This is a genomic window from Caulobacter sp. AP07, from assembly GCF_000281955.1.
GTDB lineage: Bacteria > Pseudomonadota > Alphaproteobacteria > Caulobacterales > Caulobacteraceae > Caulobacter.
The window spans coordinates 1-20,727 of sequence record NZ_AKKF01000144.1; the positions used below are offsets into that span (position 1 = coordinate 1).

General features: G+C 69.8%; 26 protein-coding genes. 15 read left to right on the top strand and 11 right to left on the bottom strand.

Annotated elements, in window-relative coordinates; genetic code table 11:
* On the top strand, nt 1–293 hold a 293-nt coding region (locus PMI01_RS11400; RefSeq protein WP_007668219.1), incomplete at its 5' end, for an energy transducer TonB.
* On the opposite strand, the gene PMI01_RS11405 is transcribed toward PMI01_RS11400, so the two are convergent.
* Complete coding sequence (locus PMI01_RS11405; RefSeq protein WP_007668221.1) at nt 290–1,093, bottom strand: isocitrate lyase/PEP mutase family protein; 804 nt, start codon at nt 1,091–1,093, stop codon at nt 290–292. The two genes, PMI01_RS11400 and PMI01_RS11405, sit on opposite strands and share 4 nt — an antisense overlap.
* A gap of 281 nt (nt 1,094–1,374) precedes the next feature.
* Here PMI01_RS11405 and PMI01_RS11410 point away from each other — a divergent pair, with 281 nt between their 5' ends.
* The 9 genes from PMI01_RS11410 to PMI01_RS11450 all read left to right on the top strand — a co-directional run bounded on the left by PMI01_RS11410 (nt 1,375) and on the right by PMI01_RS11450 (nt 10,468).
* Complete coding sequence (locus tag PMI01_RS11410; protein WP_007668223.1) at nt 1,375–1,569, top strand: hypothetical protein; 195 nt, start codon at nt 1,375–1,377, stop codon at nt 1,567–1,569.
* Nucleotides 1,570–1,624: 55 nt separating this feature from the next.
* Complete coding sequence (trmD, locus tag PMI01_RS11415; protein ID WP_007668226.1) at nt 1,625–2,362, top strand: tRNA (guanosine(37)-N1)-methyltransferase TrmD; 738 nt, start codon at nt 1,625–1,627, stop codon at nt 2,360–2,362.
* A 4-nt stretch (nt 2,363–2,366) separates the two neighbouring features.
* The gene (gene rplS, locus PMI01_RS11420; protein WP_007668229.1) at nt 2,367–2,762 is read left to right on the top strand and encodes a 50S ribosomal protein L19; all 396 of its coding nucleotides are present in this window, start codon (nt 2,367–2,369) and stop codon (nt 2,760–2,762) included.
* A gap of 497 nt (nt 2,763–3,259) precedes the next feature.
* On the top strand, nt 3,260–4,717 hold the full coding sequence (gene leuC, locus PMI01_RS11425; RefSeq protein ID WP_007668231.1) for a 3-isopropylmalate dehydratase large subunit: 1,458 nt from the start codon (nt 3,260–3,262) through the stop codon (nt 4,715–4,717).
* Nucleotides 4,717–5,325: a 3-isopropylmalate dehydratase small subunit gene (gene leuD, locus PMI01_RS11430; protein WP_007668232.1), complete on the top strand. Its 609-nt coding sequence runs from the start codon at nt 4,717–4,719 to the stop codon at nt 5,323–5,325. The genes leuC and leuD overlap by 1 nt, the downstream gene beginning before the upstream one ends.
* 42 nt (nt 5,326–5,367) lie before the next feature.
* Complete coding sequence (locus tag PMI01_RS11435) at nt 5,368–5,670, top strand: putative quinol monooxygenase (RefSeq protein ID WP_007668234.1); 303 nt, start codon at nt 5,368–5,370, stop codon at nt 5,668–5,670.
* Nucleotides 5,671–5,682: 12 nt separating this feature from the next.
* Nucleotides 5,683–6,735: a 3-isopropylmalate dehydrogenase gene (gene leuB, locus PMI01_RS11440; RefSeq protein ID WP_007668236.1), complete on the top strand. Its 1,053-nt coding sequence runs from the start codon at nt 5,683–5,685 to the stop codon at nt 6,733–6,735.
* Nucleotides 6,736–6,839: 104 nt separating this feature from the next.
* A complete protein-coding gene (locus PMI01_RS11445; RefSeq protein WP_007668238.1) occupies nt 6,840–8,750 on the top strand; it encodes a methyl-accepting chemotaxis protein in 1,911 nt (636 codons plus the stop codon).
* A gap of 98 nt (nt 8,751–8,848) precedes the next feature.
* Entirely contained in the window at nt 8,849–10,468 is a 1,620-nt protein-coding gene (locus PMI01_RS11450; protein ID WP_007668240.1) for a long-chain fatty acid--CoA ligase, read from the top strand.
* 138 nt (nt 10,469–10,606) lie between these two features.
* On the opposite strand, the gene PMI01_RS11455 is transcribed toward PMI01_RS11450, so the two are convergent.
* Genes PMI01_RS11455 through PMI01_RS11475 form a run of 5 tightly spaced genes read right to left on the bottom strand, consistent with a single transcriptional unit; the run spans nt 10,607 to nt 12,945 of the window.
* Nucleotides 10,607–11,083 (bottom strand): GNAT family N-acetyltransferase, encoded by a 477-nt coding sequence (locus PMI01_RS11455; RefSeq protein ID WP_007668243.1) that lies wholly within the window; start codon nt 11,081–11,083, stop codon nt 10,607–10,609.
* A complete protein-coding gene (locus tag PMI01_RS11460) occupies nt 11,080–11,478 on the bottom strand; it encodes a hypothetical protein (RefSeq protein WP_007668246.1) in 399 nt (132 codons plus the stop codon). The genes PMI01_RS11455 and PMI01_RS11460 overlap by 4 nt, the downstream gene beginning before the upstream one ends.
* A 2-nt stretch (nt 11,479–11,480) precedes the next feature.
* Nucleotides 11,481–11,876, bottom strand: coding sequence for a PaaI family thioesterase (locus tag PMI01_RS11465; protein ID WP_007668247.1), 396 nt, complete (start codon nt 11,874–11,876; stop codon nt 11,481–11,483).
* A 21-nt stretch (nt 11,877–11,897) separates the two neighbouring features.
* Nucleotides 11,898–12,530 carry a lysoplasmalogenase gene (locus PMI01_RS11470; RefSeq protein ID WP_007668249.1) on the bottom strand — a complete coding sequence of 211 codons (633 nt, stop codon included), beginning with the start codon at nt 12,528–12,530 and terminating at the stop codon, nt 11,898–11,900.
* Nucleotides 12,523–12,945, bottom strand: coding sequence for a YkvA family protein (locus tag PMI01_RS11475; RefSeq protein ID WP_007668251.1), 423 nt, complete (start codon nt 12,943–12,945; stop codon nt 12,523–12,525). The genes PMI01_RS11470 and PMI01_RS11475 overlap by 8 nt, the downstream gene beginning before the upstream one ends.
* Nucleotides 12,946–13,000: 55 nt before the next feature.
* Between PMI01_RS11475 and PMI01_RS11480 the strand changes: the two genes are divergently transcribed.
* Nucleotides 13,001–13,783 (top strand): SDR family NAD(P)-dependent oxidoreductase, encoded by a 783-nt coding sequence (locus PMI01_RS11480; protein ID WP_007668253.1) that lies wholly within the window; start codon nt 13,001–13,003, stop codon nt 13,781–13,783.
* Between the two features lie 171 nt (nt 13,784–13,954).
* Here PMI01_RS11480 and PMI01_RS11485 read toward each other — a convergent pair whose 3' ends face one another.
* The 3 genes from PMI01_RS11485 to PMI01_RS11495 all read right to left on the bottom strand — a co-directional run bounded on the left by PMI01_RS11485 (nt 13,955) and on the right by PMI01_RS11495 (nt 15,771).
* Nucleotides 13,955–14,563, bottom strand: coding sequence for a CC0125/CC1285 family lipoprotein (locus PMI01_RS11485; protein WP_007668255.1), 609 nt, complete (start codon nt 14,561–14,563; stop codon nt 13,955–13,957).
* 113 nt (nt 14,564–14,676) lie between these two features.
* Nucleotides 14,677–15,321, bottom strand: coding sequence for a LysE family translocator (locus tag PMI01_RS11490; RefSeq protein WP_007668257.1), 645 nt, complete (start codon nt 15,319–15,321; stop codon nt 14,677–14,679).
* A gap of 45 nt (nt 15,322–15,366) precedes the next feature.
* The gene (locus tag PMI01_RS11495; RefSeq protein WP_007668259.1) at nt 15,367–15,771 is read right to left on the bottom strand and encodes an MAPEG family protein; all 405 of its coding nucleotides are present in this window, start codon (nt 15,769–15,771) and stop codon (nt 15,367–15,369) included.
* Between the two features lie 157 nt (nt 15,772–15,928).
* Between PMI01_RS11495 and PMI01_RS11500 the strand changes: the two genes are divergently transcribed.
* From PMI01_RS11500 to PMI01_RS11510, 3 genes are all read left to right on the top strand, one after another.
* The gene (locus PMI01_RS11500; protein ID WP_035035888.1) at nt 15,929–16,129 is read left to right on the top strand and encodes a KTSC domain-containing protein; all 201 of its coding nucleotides are present in this window, start codon (nt 15,929–15,931) and stop codon (nt 16,127–16,129) included.
* Nucleotides 16,130–16,193: 64 nt separating this feature from the next.
* Nucleotides 16,194–17,513 carry a PQQ-dependent sugar dehydrogenase gene (locus PMI01_RS11505; protein WP_007668264.1) on the top strand — a complete coding sequence of 440 codons (1,320 nt, stop codon included), beginning with the start codon at nt 16,194–16,196 and terminating at the stop codon, nt 17,511–17,513.
* 54 nt (nt 17,514–17,567) lie between these two features.
* Nucleotides 17,568–18,365, top strand: a complete 798-nt coding sequence (locus PMI01_RS11510; protein ID WP_007668266.1) for a helix-turn-helix domain-containing protein — start codon at nt 17,568–17,570, stop codon at nt 18,363–18,365.
* Between the two features lie 16 nt (nt 18,366–18,381).
* Here the strand turns inward: PMI01_RS11510 and PMI01_RS11515 are convergent, their stop codons facing one another.
* Together PMI01_RS11515 and mtgA are read right to left on the bottom strand one after the other, a co-directional pair.
* Complete coding sequence (locus PMI01_RS11515; protein WP_007668271.1) at nt 18,382–18,927, bottom strand: GNAT family N-acetyltransferase; 546 nt, start codon at nt 18,925–18,927, stop codon at nt 18,382–18,384.
* Nucleotides 18,928–19,049: 122 nt separating this feature from the next.
* Entirely contained in the window at nt 19,050–19,727 is a 678-nt protein-coding gene (mtgA, locus tag PMI01_RS11520) for a monofunctional biosynthetic peptidoglycan transglycosylase (RefSeq protein WP_007668274.1), read from the bottom strand.
* Nucleotides 19,728–19,836: 109 nt separating this feature from the next.
* On the opposite strand from mtgA, the gene PMI01_RS11525 reads away from it, so the two are divergent.
* Entirely contained in the window at nt 19,837–20,502 is a 666-nt protein-coding gene (locus PMI01_RS11525) for a nitroreductase (RefSeq protein WP_007668277.1), read from the top strand.
* Nucleotides 20,503–20,727 lie beyond the last annotated feature (225 nt).

Here is a 20,727-nt window from a genome sequence, read left to right on the forward strand (position 1 = left end):
CGGCTGTCTATCCGCAGGCCGCGATCAAGGCGGGCGTCTACGGCGGCCTGGGCGTGGTGAGCTGCACGATCGGCGCCCGAGGCGACCTGACCGATTGCGAGGTGGCGCGCGAAGAGCCGGCCGCCCTGGACTTCGGCGCGGCGGCCATGGAGGCCGCCAAGCTGATGACGATGAACCCCTGGAGCACCGAGGGCGAGCCGATGGACGGCCTGAAGATCACCCTGCCCATCCGCTTCACCTGGCAGGAGACCGCGACCGACGCCGCCCCCGCCGCGCCGTCCGCCAGGCCCTAGCCGAACCGCGCGTTGAGGTCCGGCAGGCCGGTGGCGGCGGTCGCGTAGCCGTTGGTGTCGCCGTCCACGAGATAGGTCTTGGTCGCGGCCAGCATCACGCCATAGGCGGCGCGGAACGGGCCGGTGGCCGAGCTCAGGCGACGCACGCCCAGTTCGCCCAGGCGCTGGGCGGACGGCATGCCCGGCCGGCCCATGGCGTTGAGCGGCAGGGTGATCCCGGCGGCCAGCGTCGAGAGCAGGTCCTCCTCGATCGGCAGGGGCACGAAGATTCCGCTGGCCCCGGCCTCGGCGTAGAGCGCCGCTCGGCGCAAGGTCTCGGCCAGGGCCGCCTCGCCCTCGGCCAGGCGCGCCAGATAGACGTCGGTGCGGGCGTTGATGAACAGGTTCACGCCGGCCCTCTCGGCGGCGGACCGCGCGGTCTCGACCTTGCGGGCGTGAAGGTCGGGATCACGGCGACCGTCCTCCAGGTTGATCCCCACCGCCCCGGCCCCGATCACGGCGGCGACGGTCTGGGCCAGGGTCGCCAGGTCGTCGGTGTAGCCGCCCTCGATGTCGGCGGTCAGCGGGACCGAGACCACCCGGGCGATGCCGGCGATCACGTCGATCAGGGCCGCGACCGGCAAGGCGTCGCCGTCGGCATAGCCGCGCGCCCAGGCCACGGCGGCGCTGGAGGTGGCCACGGCCTTGGCGCCGGCGTCCTCCATCAGGGCGGCGCTGGCCGCGTCCCAGGCGTTGGGCAGCAGCAGCACGTCCGGACCGGCGTGCAGGGCGTGGAAGCGGTCGGCGACGGTCTGGCTCACGAGGCGAACTCCAAGATTTCGGCGGCGCGACTATGACGCGACCTCGCGGTGATCGTCTCGCGGAAATCGGACTCGATGACCCGCTGCTGACAGGTTTGGGTGCGCCTTGCCCGCGAAACTGGCGTTCGCTCAATTGAGGCGAACGCGTCGTATTGTCGCCTTGGCGAGGCCCAGGGCTTCCCCTAGAGGCATGGGAAGTCCGCCAGGGCCGCCCACGGGAACCTCCCCCTTTCCCGGGCTTTGGTCTAGGGCGCCCAGAAGCAGCAGGATGTCCGTTTCCCATGGTCTCATGGAAGAAGATCCGCGTCGGTACGGCGCTCGTGGCCGCCACCCTGACCACCGCCGTCGTGCTGGCCGTGGCTCCCACGCGCCATGTCGCCCCGCCGGCCGATCCGACCAGCGAGCCCGTGAGGCTGTCGCCGCCGCTGATGCCCGCCGAGGCCGGCAAGCCGCTGCCGCGCACCATCCTGACCTGAGTTTAAGCAACCCCGCCCTCTCGTTTTTGGGGGCGGGTGGCGCTACAGAGCGCCCATGCCGTTCACCGCCACCGTCCTGACCATGTTCCCCGAGGCCTTCCCCGGCCCGCTCGGCGTCTCGCTGATCGGCACGTCGTGGAAGGAGCAGGACCTGTGGCGATTGGAAACACTGGACATTCGGGGGTTTTCCAAGGATAAGCGCGGCTTCCTCGATGACACCCCCGCGGGTGGCGGCGTGGGAGCGGTACTCAAAGCGGACGTCATCGCCGCCGCGCTGGACAGCGTGGAGGTCGGTGGGCGGCCGCTTTTGTACATGAGCGCCCGGGGTCGACCCCTGACCCAGGCGCGCGTCAAGGAATGGGCCAAGGCGCCGGGCGTCATCGTCCTGTGCGGCCGTTTCGAGGGGGTGGACCAGCGGGTGCTCGACGCCCGGGGGTTCGAGGAGGTCTCGGTCGGAGACGCCGTGCTCGCCGGTGGCGAAGCGGCGGCGATGGTCGTGATCGAGGCGTGCGTTCGATTGGCTCCAGGGGTTCTGGGCAATTTCGAGAGCACGCAGGAAGAAAGCTTCGAGGACGGTCTCCTCGAGCATCCGCAGTACACGCGACCGCGGACGTTCGAAGGGCTGGATATCCCCGAGGTGCTGCTGTCGGGCGACCACAAGAAGGTGGCCCAATGGCGGACCAGTATGCGTGAAGAGACCACTCGCGAGCGGCGACCCGATCTTTGGGAAGCGCATCTCGCCAATCAACAGGCAAAAGGCGGCCCGAAAACGGGTAAGCCCAAAGGAGATTGAGACCATGGCGATCAACATCATCAAGGAACTCGAGCGCGAAGAATCCGAGCGTCTGCTCGCGGCCCGCGCCATTCCGGACTTCGAGCCGGGCGACACCCTGCGCGTCAACGTCCGCATCAAGGAAGGCGAGCGCGAGCGCGTCCAGGCCTATGAGGGCGTCTGCATCGCCCGCGCCGGCGGCGGCATCCACGAGAGCTTCACCGTCCGCAAGATCTCGTTCGGCGAAGGCGTGGAGCGTCTGTTCCCCCTGCTCTCGCCGAGCATCGAAAGCATCGAGGTGAAGCGTCGCGGCGTCGTCCGTCGCGCCAAGCTGTACTACCTGCGCGACCGTCGCGGTAAGTCGGCCCGCATCGCCGAACGCGCCAACGTCCGCAAGGACAAGGTCGAAATCGCCGAATAGGCGCTTCGCCCTCGCGAAAGAATTTAAGGCCTCGGCGGCAACGCCGGGGCCTTTTTCTTTGCCGGCCAAGGCCTTGCATGGTCAAGCTTAGGTGCGACCGCACGGACTTGACAGGCCATTGGTTTTATTGGTTATATTGATTACCCCCACCGCTTCGGCGACGGGCTTTCAGACCGCTCCCTTCCAGGGTGTGGCCGGTTTCAACGACCTCAGGTCTCGAAACCAAAAAAACGACATAAGGGCGCGCCACTGAGCGCGCCCTTCTTCGTTTCCGGCCTGGCGCGCGGACGTGGAGTCACCCGTCTCGCGGACCGGGCGTCGCGGCCTACTTCGCGGCCCTCGATGTTCAGGCCGCGATCTCGGCAAGGAACATGCGCGACAAGACCTTCGCGCGACCCCTTCGGGGCAGGATTGATCCCACCGACCGTCACCGGACGTGATTTCTGGCGTTTCCTCGCTTTACGCGCCCGCCCTCAGGGCCTAGATGCGCGGGTATCATGACCCGCGAACCGAAAACCTCGCCCCGGACCCTGTACGACAAGATCTGGGACGCCCATCTCGTCAGCCAGCAGGACGGCGAGGCGATCCTCTATATCGACCTGCACCTGATCCACGAGGTCACCACCCCGCAGGCCTTCGCCGGGCTTCGCGCGGCCGGCCGCAAGGTGCGACGGCCCGACCGCACCCTCGCCGTGGCCGACCACAATATTCCGACCGAAGGCCAGGCCCTGGGCGTCGACGCCGTGGCCGACGAAGAGGCGCGCCTGCAGCTCAAGACCCTGGCGCGCAACGTCAAGGACAACGGCATCGAGTTCTTCCCGATGGGCGACATCCGCAACGGCATCGTCCACGTGGTCGGGCCCGAGCAGGGCCGCACCCAGCCGGGCATGACCATCGTCTGCGGCGACAGCCACACCTCGACCCACGGCGCCTTCGGGGCCCTGGCCCACGGCATCGGCACGTCCGAGGTCGAGCACGTCCTGGCCACCCAGACCCTGCGTCAGGAGAAGGCCAAGAACATGAAGGTGCGCGTCGACGGCCAGCTGGGCCCCGGCGTCACCGCCAAGGACGTCGCCCTGGCGGTGATCGGCGAAATCGGCACGGCCGGCGGCACCGGCTACGTCATCGAGTTCGCCGGCGACGTGGTCCGCGACCTGTCGATGGAAGGCCGCATGACCCTGTGCAACCTGACCATCGAGGGCGGGGCCAAGGCCGGGCTGGTCGCGCCCGACGACAAGACCTTCGCCTACATCCTGGGCAAGCCTTCCGCGCCAAAGGGCGCGGCCTGGGACATGGCGCTGTCATACTGGAAGAGCTTCGTCAGCGACGACGACGCCCATTTCGACCGCACCGTGGTCATCGACGGATCGGCCCTGGTCCCGATGGTCACCTGGGGCACCAGCCCCGAGGACGTCATCCCCGTGACCGGAAACGTCCCCGATCCCGAGAGCTTCGCGACGCCGGACAAGCGCGCCGCCGCCCACCGGGCGCTGGACTATATGGGCCTGACCGCTGGCCAGCCGATCAGCGAGGCCCGCATCGACCGGGTGTTCATCGGCTCGTGCACCAACAGCCGGATCGAGGACATGCGCGCCGCCGCCGCCGTGGTGCAGGAAGCCTTCCTGCACGGCCGCCTGGTCGCGCCGCACGTCACGGCCATGGTCGTGCCGGGCTCGGGCCTGGTGAAGGAACAGGCCGAAGAAGAGGGCCTGGACGCCATCTTCAAGGCCGCCGGCTTCGACTGGCGCGAACCGGGCTGTTCGATGTGCCTGGCCATGAACCCCGACAAGCTGCTGCCGGGCGAGCGCTGCGCCTCGACCAGCAACCGCAATTTCGAGGGCCGCCAGGGCCGGGCCGGCCGCACCCACCTGGTCTCGCCGGCCATGGCGGCGGCCGCGGCGATCGCCGGCCACCTGGTCGACGTGCGCACGTGGCTCGCCGAGGAGACCGCCTGATGCAAGCCTTCACCCGTCTCGACGGCCGCGCCGCGCCGCTGTCGCTGGCCAATATCGACACCGACCAGATCATCCCCAAGCAGTTCCTGAAGACCGTCGAGCGCGAGGGCCTGGCCAAGGGCCTGTTCTACGACTTCCGCTTCGACGGCGACGGCAACGAGATCGCCGACTTCGTGCTCAACCGGCCGGAGTACAAGGGCTCGTCGGTGCTGATCGCCGGCGACAATTTCGGCTGCGGCAGCTCGCGCGAGCACGCTCCGTGGGCGCTGATGGACTACGGGATCATGTGCGTGATCTCGACCAGCTTCGCCGACATCTTCAACAACAACTGCTTCAACAACGGCCTGTTGCCGGTGGTGCTGAAGCCCGAGGAGATCGCCGCCCTGATGGACGAGGCCAAGGGCGGCAACCACATGGTCAGCATCGACCTGGCGGCCCAGACCGTGATCTCGCCGTCGGGCAGGAGCTTCCACTTCGACATCGACCCCGTGCGCAAGGACAAGATGCTCAAGGGCCTCGATTTCATCGGCGAGACCCTGATGCACGGCGCCGACATCGACCTCTATGAAAGCAAGCGGGCGCTGGATCGGCCGTGGCTGGAAGCTTGAGGCGGTGACCCTCCCCGAGGTCGTCATGGAGCAAAACCGCCCATGACCATCATCCTGGCCGGCACGATCAGGGTCGCTCCCGAGCGCCTCGCCGACCTGCGGCCGCACCTGCGGGCCCAGGTCGAGGGCAGCCGGGCCGAGCCGGGATGCCTGGACTACGCCCTGACCGAGGACCCGCTGGATTCCGGCCTGATCCGGGTCTACGAGCATTTCGTCGACGAAGCCGCCCTGGCCTTCCACCGCGCCAGCCCGCACATGGCCGCCTGGCGGGCCTGCTGGCCGGCGCTTGGCGTCGGCGACCGCCGCATGTCGTCCTTCGACGTGTCAGACTACCGCGAAATCTGAAGAGAGCCTCCGATGTCCATGCTTCTGCTCCTGCCCGGCGACGGGATCGGCCCCGAGGTCTGCGCCCAGGTGCGCCGGGTGGCCGCGGTCCTCACGCCCGACCTGGCGATCGAGGAAGCGCTCTATGGCGGCGCCAGCTACGACGTGCACGGCACGCCCCTGACCGACGCGGTGCGCGACGCGGCCCTGGCCAGCGACGCGGTGCTGATGGGCGCGGTCGGCGGTCCCAAGTGGAAGGACGCCCCGCGCCACCTGCGCCCCGAGGCCGGCCTGCTGCAGCTGCGCAAAGACATGGACGTCTACGCCAACCTGCGCCCGGCCTACTGCTTCGAAGCCCTGGCCGACGCCTCCAGCCTGAAGCGCGAGCTGGTCTCGGGCCTGGACATCATGTTCGTCCGTGAACTGACGGGCGGGGTCTATTTCGGCCAGCCACGCGGTATCGAGGACCTGGGGAACGGCCAGAAGCGCGGCGTCGACACCCAGGTCTACACCACCGCCGAGATCGAGCGCGTGGCCCGGGTGGCTTTCGAGCTGGCGCGCGGCCGTTCCAACCGCGTGGCCTCGGCCGAGAAGTCCAACGTGATGGAGTCGGGCCTGCTCTGGAAGGAAGTGGTGACCAACCTGCACGCCGCCGAATATTCGGACGTCCAGCTGGAGCACATCCTGGCCGACAACTGCGCCATGCAACTGGTCCGCGCGCCCAAGCAGTTCGACGTCATCGTCACCGACAACCTGTTCGGCGACATCCTGTCAGACGCCGCGGCGATGCTGACCGGCTCGCTCGGCATGCTGCCCTCGGCGGCGCTGGGCGCGGCGGGCAAGCCGGGCCTCTACGAGCCGATCCACGGCTCGGCCCCCGACATCGCCGGCAAGGGCCTGGCCAATCCGCTGGCCGCCATCCTGTCGTTCGAGATGGCCCTGCGCTGGTCGCTGAACCGCGTGGACGCCGCCGACGCCCTGCTGGCGGCGGTCAAGACCGCTCTCGACAAGGGCGCCCGCACCCGCGACCTCGGCGGAGACCTGACCACCGGTCAGATGGGCGACGCCGTACTTTCGAATATCTAGGTTATTGAAATAACGTCGGTTTCTCTCGAAACCGCAATCCAAGCTTAAGATTTACACCGCAAACCCCTGGTCTTGACTGAAACAGTTGGGGCCGGGGCGTGGCGATGAAGTATCAAGACCTGAAGATATCAGCGAAAGTCAGCGTCGCTTTCACCACGCTGATCCTGGCCTTCGTGATCTCTTCGAGCGTGGTGTTCACCAGCCTCCAGCGCATCGAGGAGGCCTCGACCTCCAGCCAGCGCAGTCTCAGGCTCGCGGCCCAGGCCGAAGAGCTGATGGCCCTGGTGCTGGAACAGCAGAACGCCCTGCGCGGCTACGTGCTGATGGGCGACACCCAGTTCGTCGACACTTACCACACAGCCACCGACGACTTCGACAAGGCGTTGGACGCCTTCGAGGCCAAGACCACCGTCACCGCCCAGAAGGAACGCATCCAGCACCTGCGCACGGCCATGATCGCATGGCGCGGCGACATCGCCGAGCCGACCCTGGCGGCGATGGCCGATCCGGCGGCCGGCAAGCTCCAGGCCTCGCAACTGACCGGTAAGAAGAGCCTCGGGACGATCCGCGACATCCAGGACGAGCTGATCAACGCCGCCGCCGAACGCGTCGCCCTGCGCGCCAAGGAACAGAAGGCCGCGCTGAACATGGCGATCGGCTCGCTGGCGATCGGCGGCCTGACCGCCCTGGCCATCGCCAGCCTGATGGGCTGGCTGCTGTCGGCGACCATCGGCGCCCCCGTGGCGCGGATGACCGCCGTCATGCGCCGCCTGGCCTCGGGCGACAACGAGGTCGAGGTGCCAGCCATCGGCCGCAAGGACGAGGTCGGCCAGATGGCCGACGCCGTGCTCAGCTTCAAGGACGCCGCCATCGCCAAGCAGCGACTGGAGGGCGAGACCGTCGAGCAGCGCCGCCTGACCGAGGTCGAACGCGCCGCGCGCGAGGCCGAGAAGGCCGCCGAGGCGCAAGCCGACGCCGTCGCCATCGGCGCCATCGGCCAGGCCCTCAACCACCTTTCGAATGGCGACCTGACCCACCGGATCAACATCGACTTCGCCCCCAAGGCTCAACAGCTGAAGACCGACTTCAACGCCGCCGCCAACCGCCTGCAGGACGCCCTGCGCGGCATCAACGACGCCACCGGCGGCATTCGTTCGGGTTCGGAAGAAATCGCCCAGGCCTCGGACGACCTGTCGCGCCGCACCGAGCAACAGGCCGCCAGCCTGGAGGAGACCGCCGCCGCTCTCGACCAGATCACCGCCACGGTGCGCCGCACCGCCGCCGGCGCCAACGAGGTCTCCGGCCTGGTGGCCAACACCCGGGCCGGGGCCGAGAAGTCGGGCCAGATCGTCAGCCAGGCGGTCAGCGCCATGACCCAGATCGAGACCTCTTCGCAGCAGGTGGCCCAGATCATCGGCGTGATCGACGAGATCGCCTTCCAGACCAACCTCCTGGCCCTGAACGCCGGCGTCGAGGCCGCGCGAGCCGGCGACGCGGGCCGCGGCTTCGCGGTCGTGGCGCAGGAAGTCCGCGCCCTGGCCCAGCGCTCGGCCGACGCCGCCAAGGAGATCAAGGGCCTGATCACGACCTCGACCCAGCAGGTCGGGACCGGGGTCAGCCTGGTCGGCCAGACCGGCGAAGCCCTGCGCGCCATCGTCGAGCAGGTGGCCTCGATCGACGCCCTGGTCGGCGAGATCGCCTCCTCGGCCCAGGAGCAGGCCACCGGCCTGCACCAGGTCAACACCGCCGTGAACCAGATGGACCAGGTCGTTCAGCAGAACGCCGCCATGGTCGAGGAAGCCACCGCCGCCACCCACTCGCTGAAGGGCGAGGCCGGCGAGCTGGCGGCCCTGGTCGGCCGCTTCAAGGTCGACGCCGGCGCCTCGGCCCCGGTCGCGGCGAGCCCCGCCTCGCGCCCGGTCGCCAGCCCGGCCCGCGCCGCCCAGGCCCGCGCGGCCGCCTTCGGCCGGGGGAGCGCGGCGGTGGCGGCGGCGGAGGCCTGGGAAGAGTTCTAAATTTCACTCACCTTTTGGTGAGCGAAATGGAATTAGCCGCTCCCATTCGGCCGCGCCCGCTCTAAGCTGCTTCCCAAAACAACACGGGAGGAGCGGGCATGATCCTGGGCCTGATGCAGACCACGCCATTGCTGGTCAGCGGCATTCTTCGCTACGCGGCCAGCGCCCATGCCCGGCGCGAGATCGTTTCGCGGCTGATCGACGAGCCGCTGTGGCGCTACGACTATGCCGGCCTGGCGGCGCGCGCCGCCCAGGCCGCCCACGCCCTGGCCGGACTGGGCGTCCGGTCGGGCGACCGGGTCAGCTCCCTGGCCTGGAACACCCACCGGCACCTGGAGCTGTTCTACGCCGTCCCCGGCCTGGGCGCGGTGCTGCACACCGCCAATCCCCGGCTGTCGGACGAGCAGATCGTCTTCACGATCAACCACGCGGCCAGCAGCGTGCTGCTGTTCGACCGCAACTTCGCCGAGCTGGTCGCCCGCCTGGCCCCGCGCCTGACCACGGTGAAGACCTTCGTCATGCTGTCGGACGCCGAGCGCACCCACGACGCGGGTGTCGGGGCGATCTCCTACGAGACGCTGATCGCCGGCCAGGCCCAGAGCTTCGACTGGCCGACCTTCGACGAGAACGCCGGGGCCTTCCTCTGCTACACCTCGGGTACCACGGGCGACCCCAAGGGCGTGCTCTACTCGCACCGCGCCGTGGTGCTGCACGCAATGGCCGGCGGCCTGGCCAGCGCCTTTGGCCTGACGGCCTTCGACGTGGTGATGCCCTGCTCCAGCCTCTACCACGCCACCGCCTGGGGCCTGCCGTTCACCGCCCCGATCTGCGGCGCCAAGCTGGTGCTGCCCGCCGACAAGATGGACGGCGCCTCGCTGCACCCGCTGATCCAGGGCGAGGGCGTCACCTTCACCGGCGGCGTGCCGACCATCTGGACCATGTACCTGGCCTATCTGGAGCAGACCGGCCAGCGGCCGGACAGCCTCAAGCGCGTGGTGATCGGCGGCAGCGCCGTGCCGCGGGCCATGGCCGAGACCTTCAAGACCCAGTACGGCGTCGACGTGCTGCAGATCTGGGGCATGACCGAGACCTGCCCGCTGGGCGTGATCGCCACGCCCACCCCCTCGCTGGCCGCGCTGGGCGAGGACGCCCTGAACGACGCCATCTGGACCCGCCAGGGCCGGCTGCAGTTCGGCATCGAGCTGAAGGTCGAGAACGAGGACGGCTCGGAAGCGCCTCGCGACGGCGAGACCTCCGGCGCCCTGAAGGTGCGCGGGCCCTGGGTGATCCAGCGCTACTACCGCCAGGAGTCCGACGCCGCCGAGGCCGACGGCTGGTTCGACACCGGCGACATCGCCACCTTGGACGAGCACGGCTTCATGCGCATCACCGACCGCCAGAAGGACGTCATCAAGTCGGGCGGCGAATGGATCAGCTCGATCGACCTGGAGAACATCGCCGCCGGCTGCCCGGGCGTGAAGATCGCCGCCGTGATCGGCGTGCCGCATCCCAAGTGGGAGGAGCGGCCGCTGATGATCATCGAGGCCCACGAGGGGGCGGCGCTGGGCAAGGCCGAGGTGCTGAACTACCTCGCGCCGCGCATCGTCAAATGGTGGACCCCGGACGACGTGGTGTTCGCCGCGGTGCCGCTGACGGCGACGGGGAAGATCGACAAGAAGGTGCTGCGGGAGGCGTGGCGAGGGCACCTCATGACGTAGCGCGACGGGACACTTGCCCCCTCCGCGCCTTCGGCGCTCCTCCCCCAGAGGGGGAAGAGTTTCCGCGCTCGGGCTCCGCCCCCTATGGGGGCGGACAGGCGGCGAAGCCGCCAGGTGGGAGCAAGTCCGCCGCCGAACCTAGAACGTCAGCCGCCAGGTCTCCGACACCAGCCCGTCGCCAAAGCCGTCATAGGGCCAGCTTTCCTCCAGCACGAAACCGGCGCGGTCATAGAGCCGCCGGGCGGGCAGGAGATTGGCCTGGGTCCACAGCACCACCTGCGCATAACCGACCCGCCGCGCGAAGTTCAGGCACTCGGCGACCAGCGTGTCGCCGACGCCCAGGCCGCGCGCCGAGGGCTCGACCAACAGCAGGCGCAGCCGGCCCACCGTGTCGCTCTCGCGGACCAGCATGATCGAACCGACCGGCGCGCCGGCGTGCTCGGCGATCCAGCAGGCCTCGCGGGCCGGGTCAAAGCTCTTGACGAAATCGGAGACGACGCCGGCCACCACCCCCTCGAACCGGGCGTCCCAGCCCTGCTCCTGGGCGTAGAGCAAGCCATGCCGCTGGACGATCCAGCCGTAGTCGCCGGGCCGGGGCGCGCGCAGCGTGATCATCGCTCCAGCAGCCCCTTCAGGGCGGCGAGGTCCCGCGCCACCCAACCCTGGTCGCGGGCGAAGGTCGCGTCGTCCATGCCGGGCGCCCTGAACAGGGTCAGGGTCACCTCGGCGCCGTCGCCGTTCGCCACCACCCGCAGCGGGATGCTCAGCTCGGTCCCGTCCGGCAACGTCACCCAGTGGTCGAGCACGCCATAGGGATTCTCCGGCGAGAACCGCACCCGGACCTCGCCGTCGGGGCCGCTGGCGATCCAGTCGTCGCCGTCGCGGGTCAGGTCCCCGCCCAGGCCGGCGGCCCACTGGGGGAAGCTCTCGGGCTTGTGGGCGAAGGCGTAGACCTCGGCGGCCGGTCGGGCGATCGACACGGTGATCGGGCGGGTCTCGAACAGGGTCATGCTCAGGCCTCCACGGTCATCTGGGTCTGGGTGACCACCGCCACCAGCCTGCCGCCCTCGCCCTCGATCCGGGTGGTCCAGACGCTGGAGCGGCGGCCGGCATGCAGCGGCGTCGCGACCGCGCTCACCGTCGTCCCGGCCCTGGCTCCGCCGATGAAGTTGGTCTTGCTCTCCAGGGTGGTCGTGCGCATCCCGGCCGGCGTACCCAGGAACGCGCCGACCGCCCCCAGGCTGTCGGCCAGGGCCATGGCGGCCCCGCCGTGCAGGATGCCGCCGGCCGTACAGAGGTCTGGCCGCACGACCATCCGCCCCTCGACGCGGTCGGGGGCGGCGTGGGTGACCTCCACCCCCATCAGGGCGGCGAAGGGCAGGGCGGCGACGTCGAAGGTGGTGGTCATGGTTCTTTCTCTCCCGCTCCCCTACCGCAACATCCCCCAGCCGATCAGCGCCTGGCCGCCGAAATACAGGAACCACACCGCCCAGGCGGTCAGTCGGGTCGAGCCGGCCAGCCTGGCGCCCTTGAACAGGTCGAAGGACAGGACGGCGTCCGACGTCATGAAGGCCAGGGCCCCGACCGTGGCCGGCCAGCGCAGGGGCGGCAGCAACAGACTGGTCGCCACCATCGCCACGATGGCCAGCACATAGGCGACCACGGCCGGCTTGAGCGGGCCGAGCGATCCCCAGAGCCGGGCCAGCATCACGCCGCCCGCCAACGCCACCAGCGGCGCGATGGCCCAGAAATGGGCGGCGACCGGGCCGCGCTCGCGCCAGAACAGCAGCACATAGACCAGGTGCCCGGCCAGGAAGGCGGCCAGGCCGAACGGCAGCCAGCGCTTGGGGTCGCCGGCCAGGAAGGCGTCGCCGATCGCGCACAGGGCCAGGGCGACGGCCAGCAGTGGTCCCCCGCCCTGCAGATAGGCCAGCAGGGCCAGGGCGCCGGTGGCGGCGGTCTTGACCAGGGTGCGCAGCGCCGACGGCGGCCGTTCGACCAGCACCAGCCCATAGAGGATCGCGCAGATCCCGGCCGCCCCCCACAGCCACCCGTCAGTCATCGCCGCCCAGCTTGGTCAGGAACGCCTTCGCCGAGTCCTTGTGGCGGGGCTTGAGGTTCTTGCCGACGATGGCGATCAAGGCCGCGATGACGGCGGCGTCGTCGGTGAAGCCGATGGCCGGCAGCACGTCGGGAATGGCGTCGGTGGGCAGCACGAAATAGGCCAGGGCGGCGAACATCATGCCCTTGGCGGCGGTCGGCGTGGTCGGGTCGCGAGCGCACCACCACAGCGACAGGGCGTCGGCGGCGAAGGGCACCTTCGACGCCACCTTGCGGATTTTCGGCCAGAAGCCGCGCGTCACCCGTTGCTCGTTGACCCGCACGGTGGCCGGGACCAGCGCCTTCTTCGGATCCAGCACGTCGCGGGCGTTGCGCTCCGGGTTGACGTCAGGGGATGGTTTGGCGTCGGCGCTCATCGGGGTAAACCGCTCCTCAAGGTTCCAATTAAACGCAAGCCACGAGGAAACGTCCATGAAACTCGACAACACCGTCGCCGCCGTCGTCACCGGGGGCGGTTCGGGCCTGGGCGAAGCCACCGCCCGCGCCCTCGCCGCCCAGGGCGTCAAGGTCGCCATCTTCGACATGAACGAGACCACCGGCGAGAAGGTGGCCAAGGAGATCGGCGGGGTGTTCTGCAAGGTCAACGTCACCTCGGACGCCGAGGTCGACGCCGGCTTCGAGAAGGCCCGCGCCGCCCACGGCCAGGAACGCGTGCTGGTCAACTGCGCCGGCACCGGCAACGCCATCAAGACCGCCAGCCGCGACAAGACCACCGGCGAGACCAAGCACTTCCCGCTCGACGCCTTCAACATGATCATCCAGATCAACCTGGTCGGCACGTTCCGCTGCATCGCCAAGTCGGCCAAGGGCATGCTGGACCTGGAGCCGCTGCAGGACGGCGAGCGCGGCGCGATCGTCAACACCGCCAGCGTGGCGGGCGAGGACGGCCAGGTCGGCCAGGCCGCCTATTCGGCCTCCAAGGGCGGCGTCATCGGCATGACCCTGCCGATCGCCCGCGACCTGATGAACGACGGCATCCGCGTCAACACCATCCTGCCGGGCATCTTCAACACCCCGCTGATGAACGGCGCGCCCGAGAACGTGAAGGCCGCCCTGGCCGCCTCGGTGCCGTTCCCCAAGCGCCTGGGCAACCCCGAGGAATACGCCCAGCTGGCGCTGACCATGATCACCTGCGGCTACTTCAACGGCGAGGACGTGCGCCTGGACGGCGGCATCCGCATGGCGCCGCGCTAAAAAGGGAATGCACTTCCCTCCCCCTTGTGGGGAGGGGGACCAGCGAAGCTGGTGGGTGGGGTCCGCTGGCTCATCAAGCCCCACCCGTCGGCTTCGCCGCCACCCTCCCCGCAAGGGGGAGGGACAAGAAGCTAGAAGGGCCACCTCCCGTCCGGGAGGTGGCCCTTTGTCCTACTTCGGCGCCGGGCGCTGAATGCTCGGCGTCAGATTGGCCATGATCTCCCGGGCGTCATAGGCCCGCGGATCGCCCGCCGGCTTGGGGCCCTTGTGCAGGACGATCTCGGCGCTGGCCTCGAACTTCTCGATGGTGCGGATCTCGGCCCGGTTGGCGAAGAAGGGGTCACCCCAGTAGGGATCCCACGAACGCCAGCCGCCATAGCGGGGGCCGTAATAGCGCCAGGCCGGACGCCAGTAGCCGTAGCCGCCGCCGTAATAGCCGAACGGACGGGCGAACGGGTCTTCGTCGATCACCGTGCGGGCGCTGCGGTCGGTGCGGCGGTCGGCGGTCTCGAACCAGTCGTAGCCCTGCTGGACGGTCAGTTCGGCGGCCCGGTACAGCAGATAGCGCTCGACGGTCTCGCGCGAGGTCATGCTGTTGCCGGCGAAGTTGACCCGGTAGCGGTCGCCTTCCAGTCGCTGGTCGGTGAAGCCGCCCGAGGCGGCCTGGCCGGGGAGATTGGGCTGGTAGGGGGTGGCGGTGGCGCAGGCCGTCAGGAGGGCGGCGAGCGCCACGGCAGCGACCAGTCCGGCCTTGCCGGTTATGGTCTTGCGAATAGTCATGGCGCATCCCTTCTCTAGGATCTTGGCGAAAAGAGCCGTTTCGTCCCGTCAGCATAATGCATGGCGTAGCTTTATGGTTTCGCCAAGGCCTTAGCGTTACAGCCTTGAAGCGATCAGCCGCGCGAGACGATCAGCCCGGCGGCGGTGATCAGCAGGACCCCGACCGTCACGGCGAAACCACGCCGGAAGCCGGGCTCGTTCATCCGCGACGACAGGGCCGCCCCGCCCAGGCCGTAGGTGCTCATGCTGATCAGGTCCATGCCGATGGTCGCGGCGGCGAACATGATCAGCTGCGGGACCAGCGGCCGATCGACATCGATGAACGGCGGCAGCACGGCGGTGAAGAACAGCAGGATCTTGGGGTTGGCGATCTGCACGGCGAAGCCGTCGCGGAAGGCCGAGCGGCCCATCTTGAACTGGCGATGGGCGCCGCCCTCGCCGTTGTCCGCCTTCAGCCCCGACAGGATCGACTTGACCCCCAGCCAGACCAGATAGGCCGCCCCGGCCAGGGCCAGCACGTGGAAGGCCTTGGGGAAGGCGATGATCAGGGCGCCCAGCCCCAGGGCCGAGGCCGAGAACCACACCAGGCTGGCGGTGTTCATGCCGACCACGCCGAGCAGGGCCGCGCCGCGCCCCTTCTGCATGCCGGTGGCGATGGCGAACAGGTTGGCGGGTCCGGGCGTGATGGCCATGACGAACATGGCCGCCAGGAAGGCGCTGTAGCGGGCGGGATCGACGGGCAGCGGCATGGCCCGCATATAGCGAAGGTCCGGCGGCCCGGACAGGGCCGGGCCGCCGCTTTCTCAGGCCCCGACCGTCGCCAGGGTCCAGATGACCCGCCCCAGGGCGCCGAACAGCAGGGCGGCGGTCGCCAGCCCCTGGATCGCGAAACCCAGCTCGCGCTTGCCCGGGTCGGCCACGTAGCCGAGGGCGTAGACGATCCGCCCGACGATCCACACCGCGCCCAGCACGGCGGCCGCCAGGTCGTTCCAGTAGACGGCGAACAGCCACAGCGACGGCAGGAACAGCGCCAGCCATTCCAGGGTGTTGGCCTGGACGCGGATGTGGCGCTCCAGGATCGGGTCGCCGGTCATGGCCGGCGGCTGGATGCCGGCCTTGCGGCGTGCGCCAGCGACGCGCAGGGCCATCCAGACATAGACGAGCAGGGCGACCAGCGTGACGATGGCGACCCAGGAATGCGGCTGCATGCGATTGTTCCTCCCCCGCTCCTGAAACGGAGCCGTTACGGTCCGGGACTACACCCCATTTCGCCGCGACCTGCACGCGAAACAGGCGCCCGGGAACCGGTCGCCACAGCCATGCGCTTTTCCTGTATCGACGACCCTCATGCGGGGCTTTTCGGCCATGCGCGTTGATTCCACGGCGATCCGGCAAATCGACTACGACCCCGAACACGGCAAGCTGTTCGTCACGTTCCACGACGGCGACGAATACGTCTATGTCGGGGTGCCGCCGCGGATCACCGAGGCCTTCGTCCGAGCTCCGTCCAAGGGGCGGTTCTTCCAGCGGATGATCCGCGACCGGTATCCCTACAACCGGGTCTGACGCCCCCTTCCCTTCGCCCCCGACGCACCGCTAGATCACGCCGTGGCCAGCGGAGGGGTGCGGCGTGAAGTTGAAGGGTGTCGGCGTCCTCCTGGGGCTCAGCCTGATCGCCACGGGCGCCGCCCAGGCCGCGCCGCGCGTGGCCTACAAGGTCAGCGGAATCTGCGACGGCTGGCCCCGGCTGGCGATCGACGCCGCGCCCGGGATGTGCGCCGGCCTGGTGGCCGGACCGACGCCCGGCGCCTTCGCCCAGCGACAGCTGCGCCTGCCCCGCACCCTGGTCCCGCTGGACGACGGCAGGACCTGGCTGGTCGCCGACCTGGCCGACTGGACCCGGCCGCGCGGCGTGGTCTGGCGGCTGACCGTCGAGCCCGGCCAGCCCGTCCGCCTGGAGCCCCTGCTGACCGGCCTGTCCCTGCCGCACGGCCTGGCGATCGGCCCCGACGGCCTGGCCTATGTCGGCGAGATGAGCCGGATCTTCCGGTTCGATCCGCGCGCGTCCGATCCGGCCGCGACCGTGGCGCCGGTGATCACCGACCTTCCCGACAACAGGCTGCACGACAACCGCCACCCGCTGTCGCAGTTCGTGTTCGCGGCCGACGGCGCCCTGCTGGTCAATGTCGGCGCGCCGTCGGACCAGTGCCTGGACGACAAGGGCGCGCGGGTGGGGACCGACCGCTGCGACCAGTCGGAGGGCGATGAGGCCACGGCCGGCATTCGCCGCTACGCCCTGGTCTCACCGGGTCGCTGGAGCCCGGACTTCACGATGCTGGCCCGCGGTCTGCGCAACTCCGTGGCCCTGGCCGTCCATCCGTCCGGCACGGTGCTGCAGGCCGAGAACAGCTACGACCTGCCCGACCGCTGGAGCCCGTTCGAGGAGCTCAACCGCATCGAGGCCGGCAAGCACTACGGCTGGCCCTACTGCATGGACCGGGCGACGCCGACCCCGGGGGCCTGGTCCGGCGCCATGGACTGCGCCTCCGCCGCCCACACCCCGCCCGTCGCCCTGCTGCCGCCCCACGTCGCGCCCCTGGCCATGACCTGGTACCAGGGCGCGATGTTCCCTGCCCTGCGCGGCAAGCTGCTGATGAGCTGGCACGGCTATCGCTCGACCGGCGGCCGGCTGGCGGCCTTCGCGGTCGACGCCAAGGGCCTGCCCGTCACCCGCCCCCGCGCCACCTTCCCGACCTATCCGAGCGGATCGCGGCCGTTCGGGGCCGGACCGGCCGCCCAGGCCGAGATCCTCACCCCGGGCTGGGGCAAGGTCGACGGCGTGCGGCCGCAGGGCACGCCGGTCGGGATCGCCATGGCCGGCGACGGCGCCATCTGGGTGGCCGACGACAAGAACGCCAGCATCATCCGCTTCGCCGTCGATCGGCCCTGACGCGCCTACCTTCCAGGTAATGGCCAAGACACCGGGCCGCGCTAGGATCGCCGCATGACCCTGGCCATGACCTCCGCCCCCCGCCCGATCGGCCACCACCTGCGCGACTGGCGCCAGCGGCGGCGGCTGTCGCAGTTGGACCTGGCGCTCGACGCCGAGATTTCGGCCCGCCACCTCAGCTTCCTGGAGACCGGCCGCGCCGCGCCCAGCCGCGAGATGGTGCTGCGCCTGGCCGAGCAGCTGGAGGTGCCGCTGCGCGACCGCAACCAGCTGTTGCTGGCCGCCGGCTTCGCCCCGGTGTTCGCCGAGCGGGCGCTGGACGATCCGGCCCTGGCCCCGGCCCGCGAGGCGGTGGAGCGGCTGCTGGCCGCCCACGACCCCTGGCCCGCCCTGGCGGTGGACCGCCACTGGACCCTGCAGGCGGCCAATCCCGCCGCCCGACGGCTGATGGCCGGCCTGCCCGCCGCCCTGCTGGGCCCGCCGACCAACGTCCTGCGGGTCAGCCTGCATCCGGACGGCCTGGCGCCGCGCATCGTCAACCTGGCCGAATGGCGCGGCCACCTGCTGTCGCGCCTGCGCCGCCAGGCCGGAGCGGCCGGCGATCCGGTGCTGGTGGCGCTGATCGCCGAGCTGCAGGCCTATCCCGGCGGCGAGGCCGAGATCGACCCGACAGCCGGGGCCCTGGCCGCGCCGCTGCGGCTGGCGGTCGACGGGACGGTGCTGTCGTTCCTCAGCGCCACCCTGATGTTCGGCGCGCCGCAGGACGTGACCCTGTCGGAGCTGGCGGTGGAGATCTTCCTGCCCGCCGACCCCGCCACGGCCGAGGCCTTGCGGGCTCGGGCGGCGGCCTGACGGAACGGCGCGGCCGCTAGCCTCGCCGCGCCCGCCATGCCTCGGCGGTCTGGCCCCACAGTTCGATGGGCGTCTCGTGATAGGGCTCGGGCATGCGGCCCATCTGCAGGAAACGCGAGCCGAGACGCTCGGCCACCGCCTTCGATGGCGCGTTGGCCGGGTCGATGCAATGGATGATCGTGGTCCAGCCCAGGTGCTCCACCGCCCAGTCCATGGTCGCGGTCGCCGCCTCGACGGCGTAGCCCCGGCCGTGAAAGCGCGGGTGCAGGCTCCAGCCGACCTCGTCTCCCGGCCAGCCCTCTGGGCGCCAGGGGCCGACGCGGCCCGCCCATAGGCCGGTGTCCTTCTCGATCAGCGAGAACATGCCAAAGCCGTTGAGCGCCCAGGAACCGGCCATGGCCGCCAGCATCCGCCAGGTCTGGCTGCGGACCATCGTCCCGCCGATGTAGCGGGCGGCGTCGGGGTCGGCCATCAGCTCGGCCCAGCCGTCGAGGTCTTCCGGGGCCGGCGGGCGCAGGATCAGGCGGGCGGTCTCCAGGGTGGGGCCGGGGGCGACGGGCATGGCGTTTCCTCTCGTCTCGGTGTCTAGAGCGCCCGACCTGATTGCATCAGGCCGGGCGCTCTAGAGATCTGTTTTGCGCATTTTCTTCACGCGAACCGGTGTCCACTTCGCTCGAAAATGCTCTAGCCCAGGCAGGCGGCCAGACCCTGGCGGCGAACCGTGCCGGAGGCCGCGCCGATCTTGCGCGAGCGCTTCTTCACATAGGGCCCGGAACCGACGGCCTTCCACTTCAGCGGGCTGGGCAGGATCGCGGCCAGGCGCGCCGACTGCATCGGGTTCAGCCTTTCGGCGTCGACATGGAAATAGGTCTGGGACGCCGCCTGGGCGCCATAGATACCCGGGCCGAACTCGATGCTGTTGAGATAGACCTCCATGATCCGCTTCTTGCCCCACAGGGTCTCGATCAGGACCGTGAAATAGGCCTCCAGCCCCTTGCGGACATAGGAGCGGCCCGGCCACAGGAAGACGTTCTTGGCGGTCTGCTGGCTGATGGTCGAGCCGCCGCGGATCTTCTTGCCCTTCTCGTTGTTCTCATAGGCCTTCTGCAGGGCGTCGAAATCGAAGCCGTGGTGGTCGCAGAACCGGGCGTCCTCGGCGGCGATCAGGGCGCGCGGCAGCGACGGCGAGACCTGGTCGATCGGCCGCCAGTGGTGGTCCCAGCCCTTGCCCTCGACCAGCCGGATGACCATCAGCGGCGTGGCCGGCGGCGGCACGAAGCGATAGGCGATCACCGTCAGGACCGGTCCGGCGATGAACACGATGAACAGCGCCAGAAAGAGATTACGCACCAGAACCCGCACCGATCGCCCCCAGACCCTATCGCTCTTGCCTTGACGTTGCGGCCGGATGCTAGCCAAGCCTTGACCGTCTGTCGCGGGAGATAGCGGCGCAGGGGTTAGGGAGCTGTTCATGACCGTCGCCGAAGCCGTCGAACGCCGGATGTCCGTCCGGGCCTTCAAGCCCGACCCGGTGCCGGGTTCCATGGTGCGCGACCTGCTGGAGGCCGCGTCCCGCGCCCCGTCGGGCGGCAACCTCCAGCCCTGGGTGGTCCATGCCCTGGCCGGAGAGCCGCTGGCCGAGTTCAAGGCGCTGGTCGCCTCGCGGCTGATGGATCGCGACGAGCCGGAATATCACGTCTATCCGCCCAACCTGTGGGAGCCGCTGCGCAGCCGCCGCTACCAGGTGGGCGAGGACCTCTACGCGTCGCTGGACATCCCCCGCGAGGACAAGCTGGGCCGGCTGCAGCAGTTCGCCAAGAACGCCGAGTTCTTCGGGGCGCCGGTGGGACTGTTCTTCTCGATCCACCGCGACTGCGGCCCGCCGCAATGGTCGGACCTGGGCATGTACATCCAGACCCTGATGCTGCTGGCCGTCGAGCGCGGCCTGGACAGCTGCGCCCAGGAGTTCTGGTCGGCCTACGGCCGCCTGACGGCCCAGTTCCTGGACCTGCCCGGCGACCACATGCTGTTCTGTGGCATGGCGCTGGGCTATCGCGACGAAGCCGCGCCGGTGAACAACTGGCGCTCGCGCAGGGATCCGTTCGAGGCCTGGGGGTCGATGCGGGGGTTCGACTGAGCCGAAAAGGTCCTCCCCCTCTGGGGGAGGCGATCGCGCAGCGATCGGTGGGGGGAGTTGTCGGATCATCGATCCGGGTTGTGGCCATTGGCCGAAGACTCCCCCCTCCGTCGGCTTCGCCGACACCTCCCCCACAGGGGGAGGACCTGGGACGCGCGGCTTCGCCGCCTCACGCGGAAATCCGCTGAGCTGGTGGGGAGGGTGCGGAGCGTCCGGGCCTCGCCC

Excerpts from the sequence above, each read along its gene's own strand:
- PMI01_RS11410 (WP_007668223.1), top strand. The coding sequence starts at position 1,375 with ATGGTCTCATGGAAGAAGATCCGCGTCGGTACGGCGCTCGTGGCCGCC.
- trmD (WP_007668226.1), top strand. The coding sequence starts at position 1,625 with ATGCCGTTCACCGCCACCGTCCTGACCATGTTCCCCGAGGCCTTCCCC.
- rplS (WP_007668229.1), top strand. The coding sequence starts at position 2,367 with ATGGCGATCAACATCATCAAGGAACTCGAGCGCGAAGAATCCGAGCGT.
- leuC (WP_007668231.1), top strand. The coding sequence starts at position 3,260 with ATGACCCGCGAACCGAAAACCTCGCCCCGGACCCTGTACGACAAGATC.
- leuD (WP_007668232.1), top strand. The coding sequence starts at position 4,717 with ATGCAAGCCTTCACCCGTCTCGACGGCCGCGCCGCGCCGCTGTCGCTG.
- PMI01_RS11435 (WP_007668234.1), top strand. The coding sequence starts at position 5,368 with ATGACCATCATCCTGGCCGGCACGATCAGGGTCGCTCCCGAGCGCCTC.
- leuB (WP_007668236.1), top strand. The coding sequence starts at position 5,683 with ATGTCCATGCTTCTGCTCCTGCCCGGCGACGGGATCGGCCCCGAGGTC.
- PMI01_RS11445 (WP_007668238.1), top strand. The coding sequence starts at position 6,840 with ATGAAGTATCAAGACCTGAAGATATCAGCGAAAGTCAGCGTCGCTTTC.
- PMI01_RS11450 (WP_007668240.1), top strand. The coding sequence starts at position 8,849 with ATGATCCTGGGCCTGATGCAGACCACGCCATTGCTGGTCAGCGGCATT.
- PMI01_RS11455 (WP_007668243.1), bottom strand. The coding sequence starts at position 11,083 with ATGATCACGCTGCGCGCGCCCCGGCCCGGCGACTACGGCTGGATCGTC.
- PMI01_RS11460 (WP_007668246.1), bottom strand. The coding sequence starts at position 11,478 with ATGACCCTGTTCGAGACCCGCCCGATCACCGTGTCGATCGCCCGACCG.
- PMI01_RS11465 (WP_007668247.1), bottom strand. The coding sequence starts at position 11,876 with ATGACCACCACCTTCGACGTCGCCGCCCTGCCCTTCGCCGCCCTGATG.
- PMI01_RS11470 (WP_007668249.1), bottom strand. The coding sequence starts at position 12,530 with ATGACTGACGGGTGGCTGTGGGGGGCGGCCGGGATCTGCGCGATCCTC.
- PMI01_RS11475 (WP_007668251.1), bottom strand. The coding sequence starts at position 12,945 with ATGAGCGCCGACGCCAAACCATCCCCTGACGTCAACCCGGAGCGCAAC.
- PMI01_RS11480 (WP_007668253.1), top strand. The coding sequence starts at position 13,001 with ATGAAACTCGACAACACCGTCGCCGCCGTCGTCACCGGGGGCGGTTCG.
- PMI01_RS11485 (WP_007668255.1), bottom strand. The coding sequence starts at position 14,563 with ATGACTATTCGCAAGACCATAACCGGCAAGGCCGGACTGGTCGCTGCC.
- PMI01_RS11490 (WP_007668257.1), bottom strand. The coding sequence starts at position 15,321 with ATGCGGGCCATGCCGCTGCCCGTCGATCCCGCCCGCTACAGCGCCTTC.
- PMI01_RS11495 (WP_007668259.1), bottom strand. The coding sequence starts at position 15,771 with ATGCAGCCGCATTCCTGGGTCGCCATCGTCACGCTGGTCGCCCTGCTC.
- PMI01_RS11500 (WP_035035888.1), top strand. The coding sequence starts at position 15,929 with ATGCGCGTTGATTCCACGGCGATCCGGCAAATCGACTACGACCCCGAA.
- PMI01_RS11510 (WP_007668266.1), top strand. The coding sequence starts at position 17,568 with ATGACCCTGGCCATGACCTCCGCCCCCCGCCCGATCGGCCACCACCTG.
- PMI01_RS11515 (WP_007668271.1), bottom strand. The coding sequence starts at position 18,927 with ATGCCCGTCGCCCCCGGCCCCACCCTGGAGACCGCCCGCCTGATCCTG.
- PMI01_RS11525 (WP_007668277.1), top strand. The coding sequence starts at position 19,837 with ATGACCGTCGCCGAAGCCGTCGAACGCCGGATGTCCGTCCGGGCCTTC.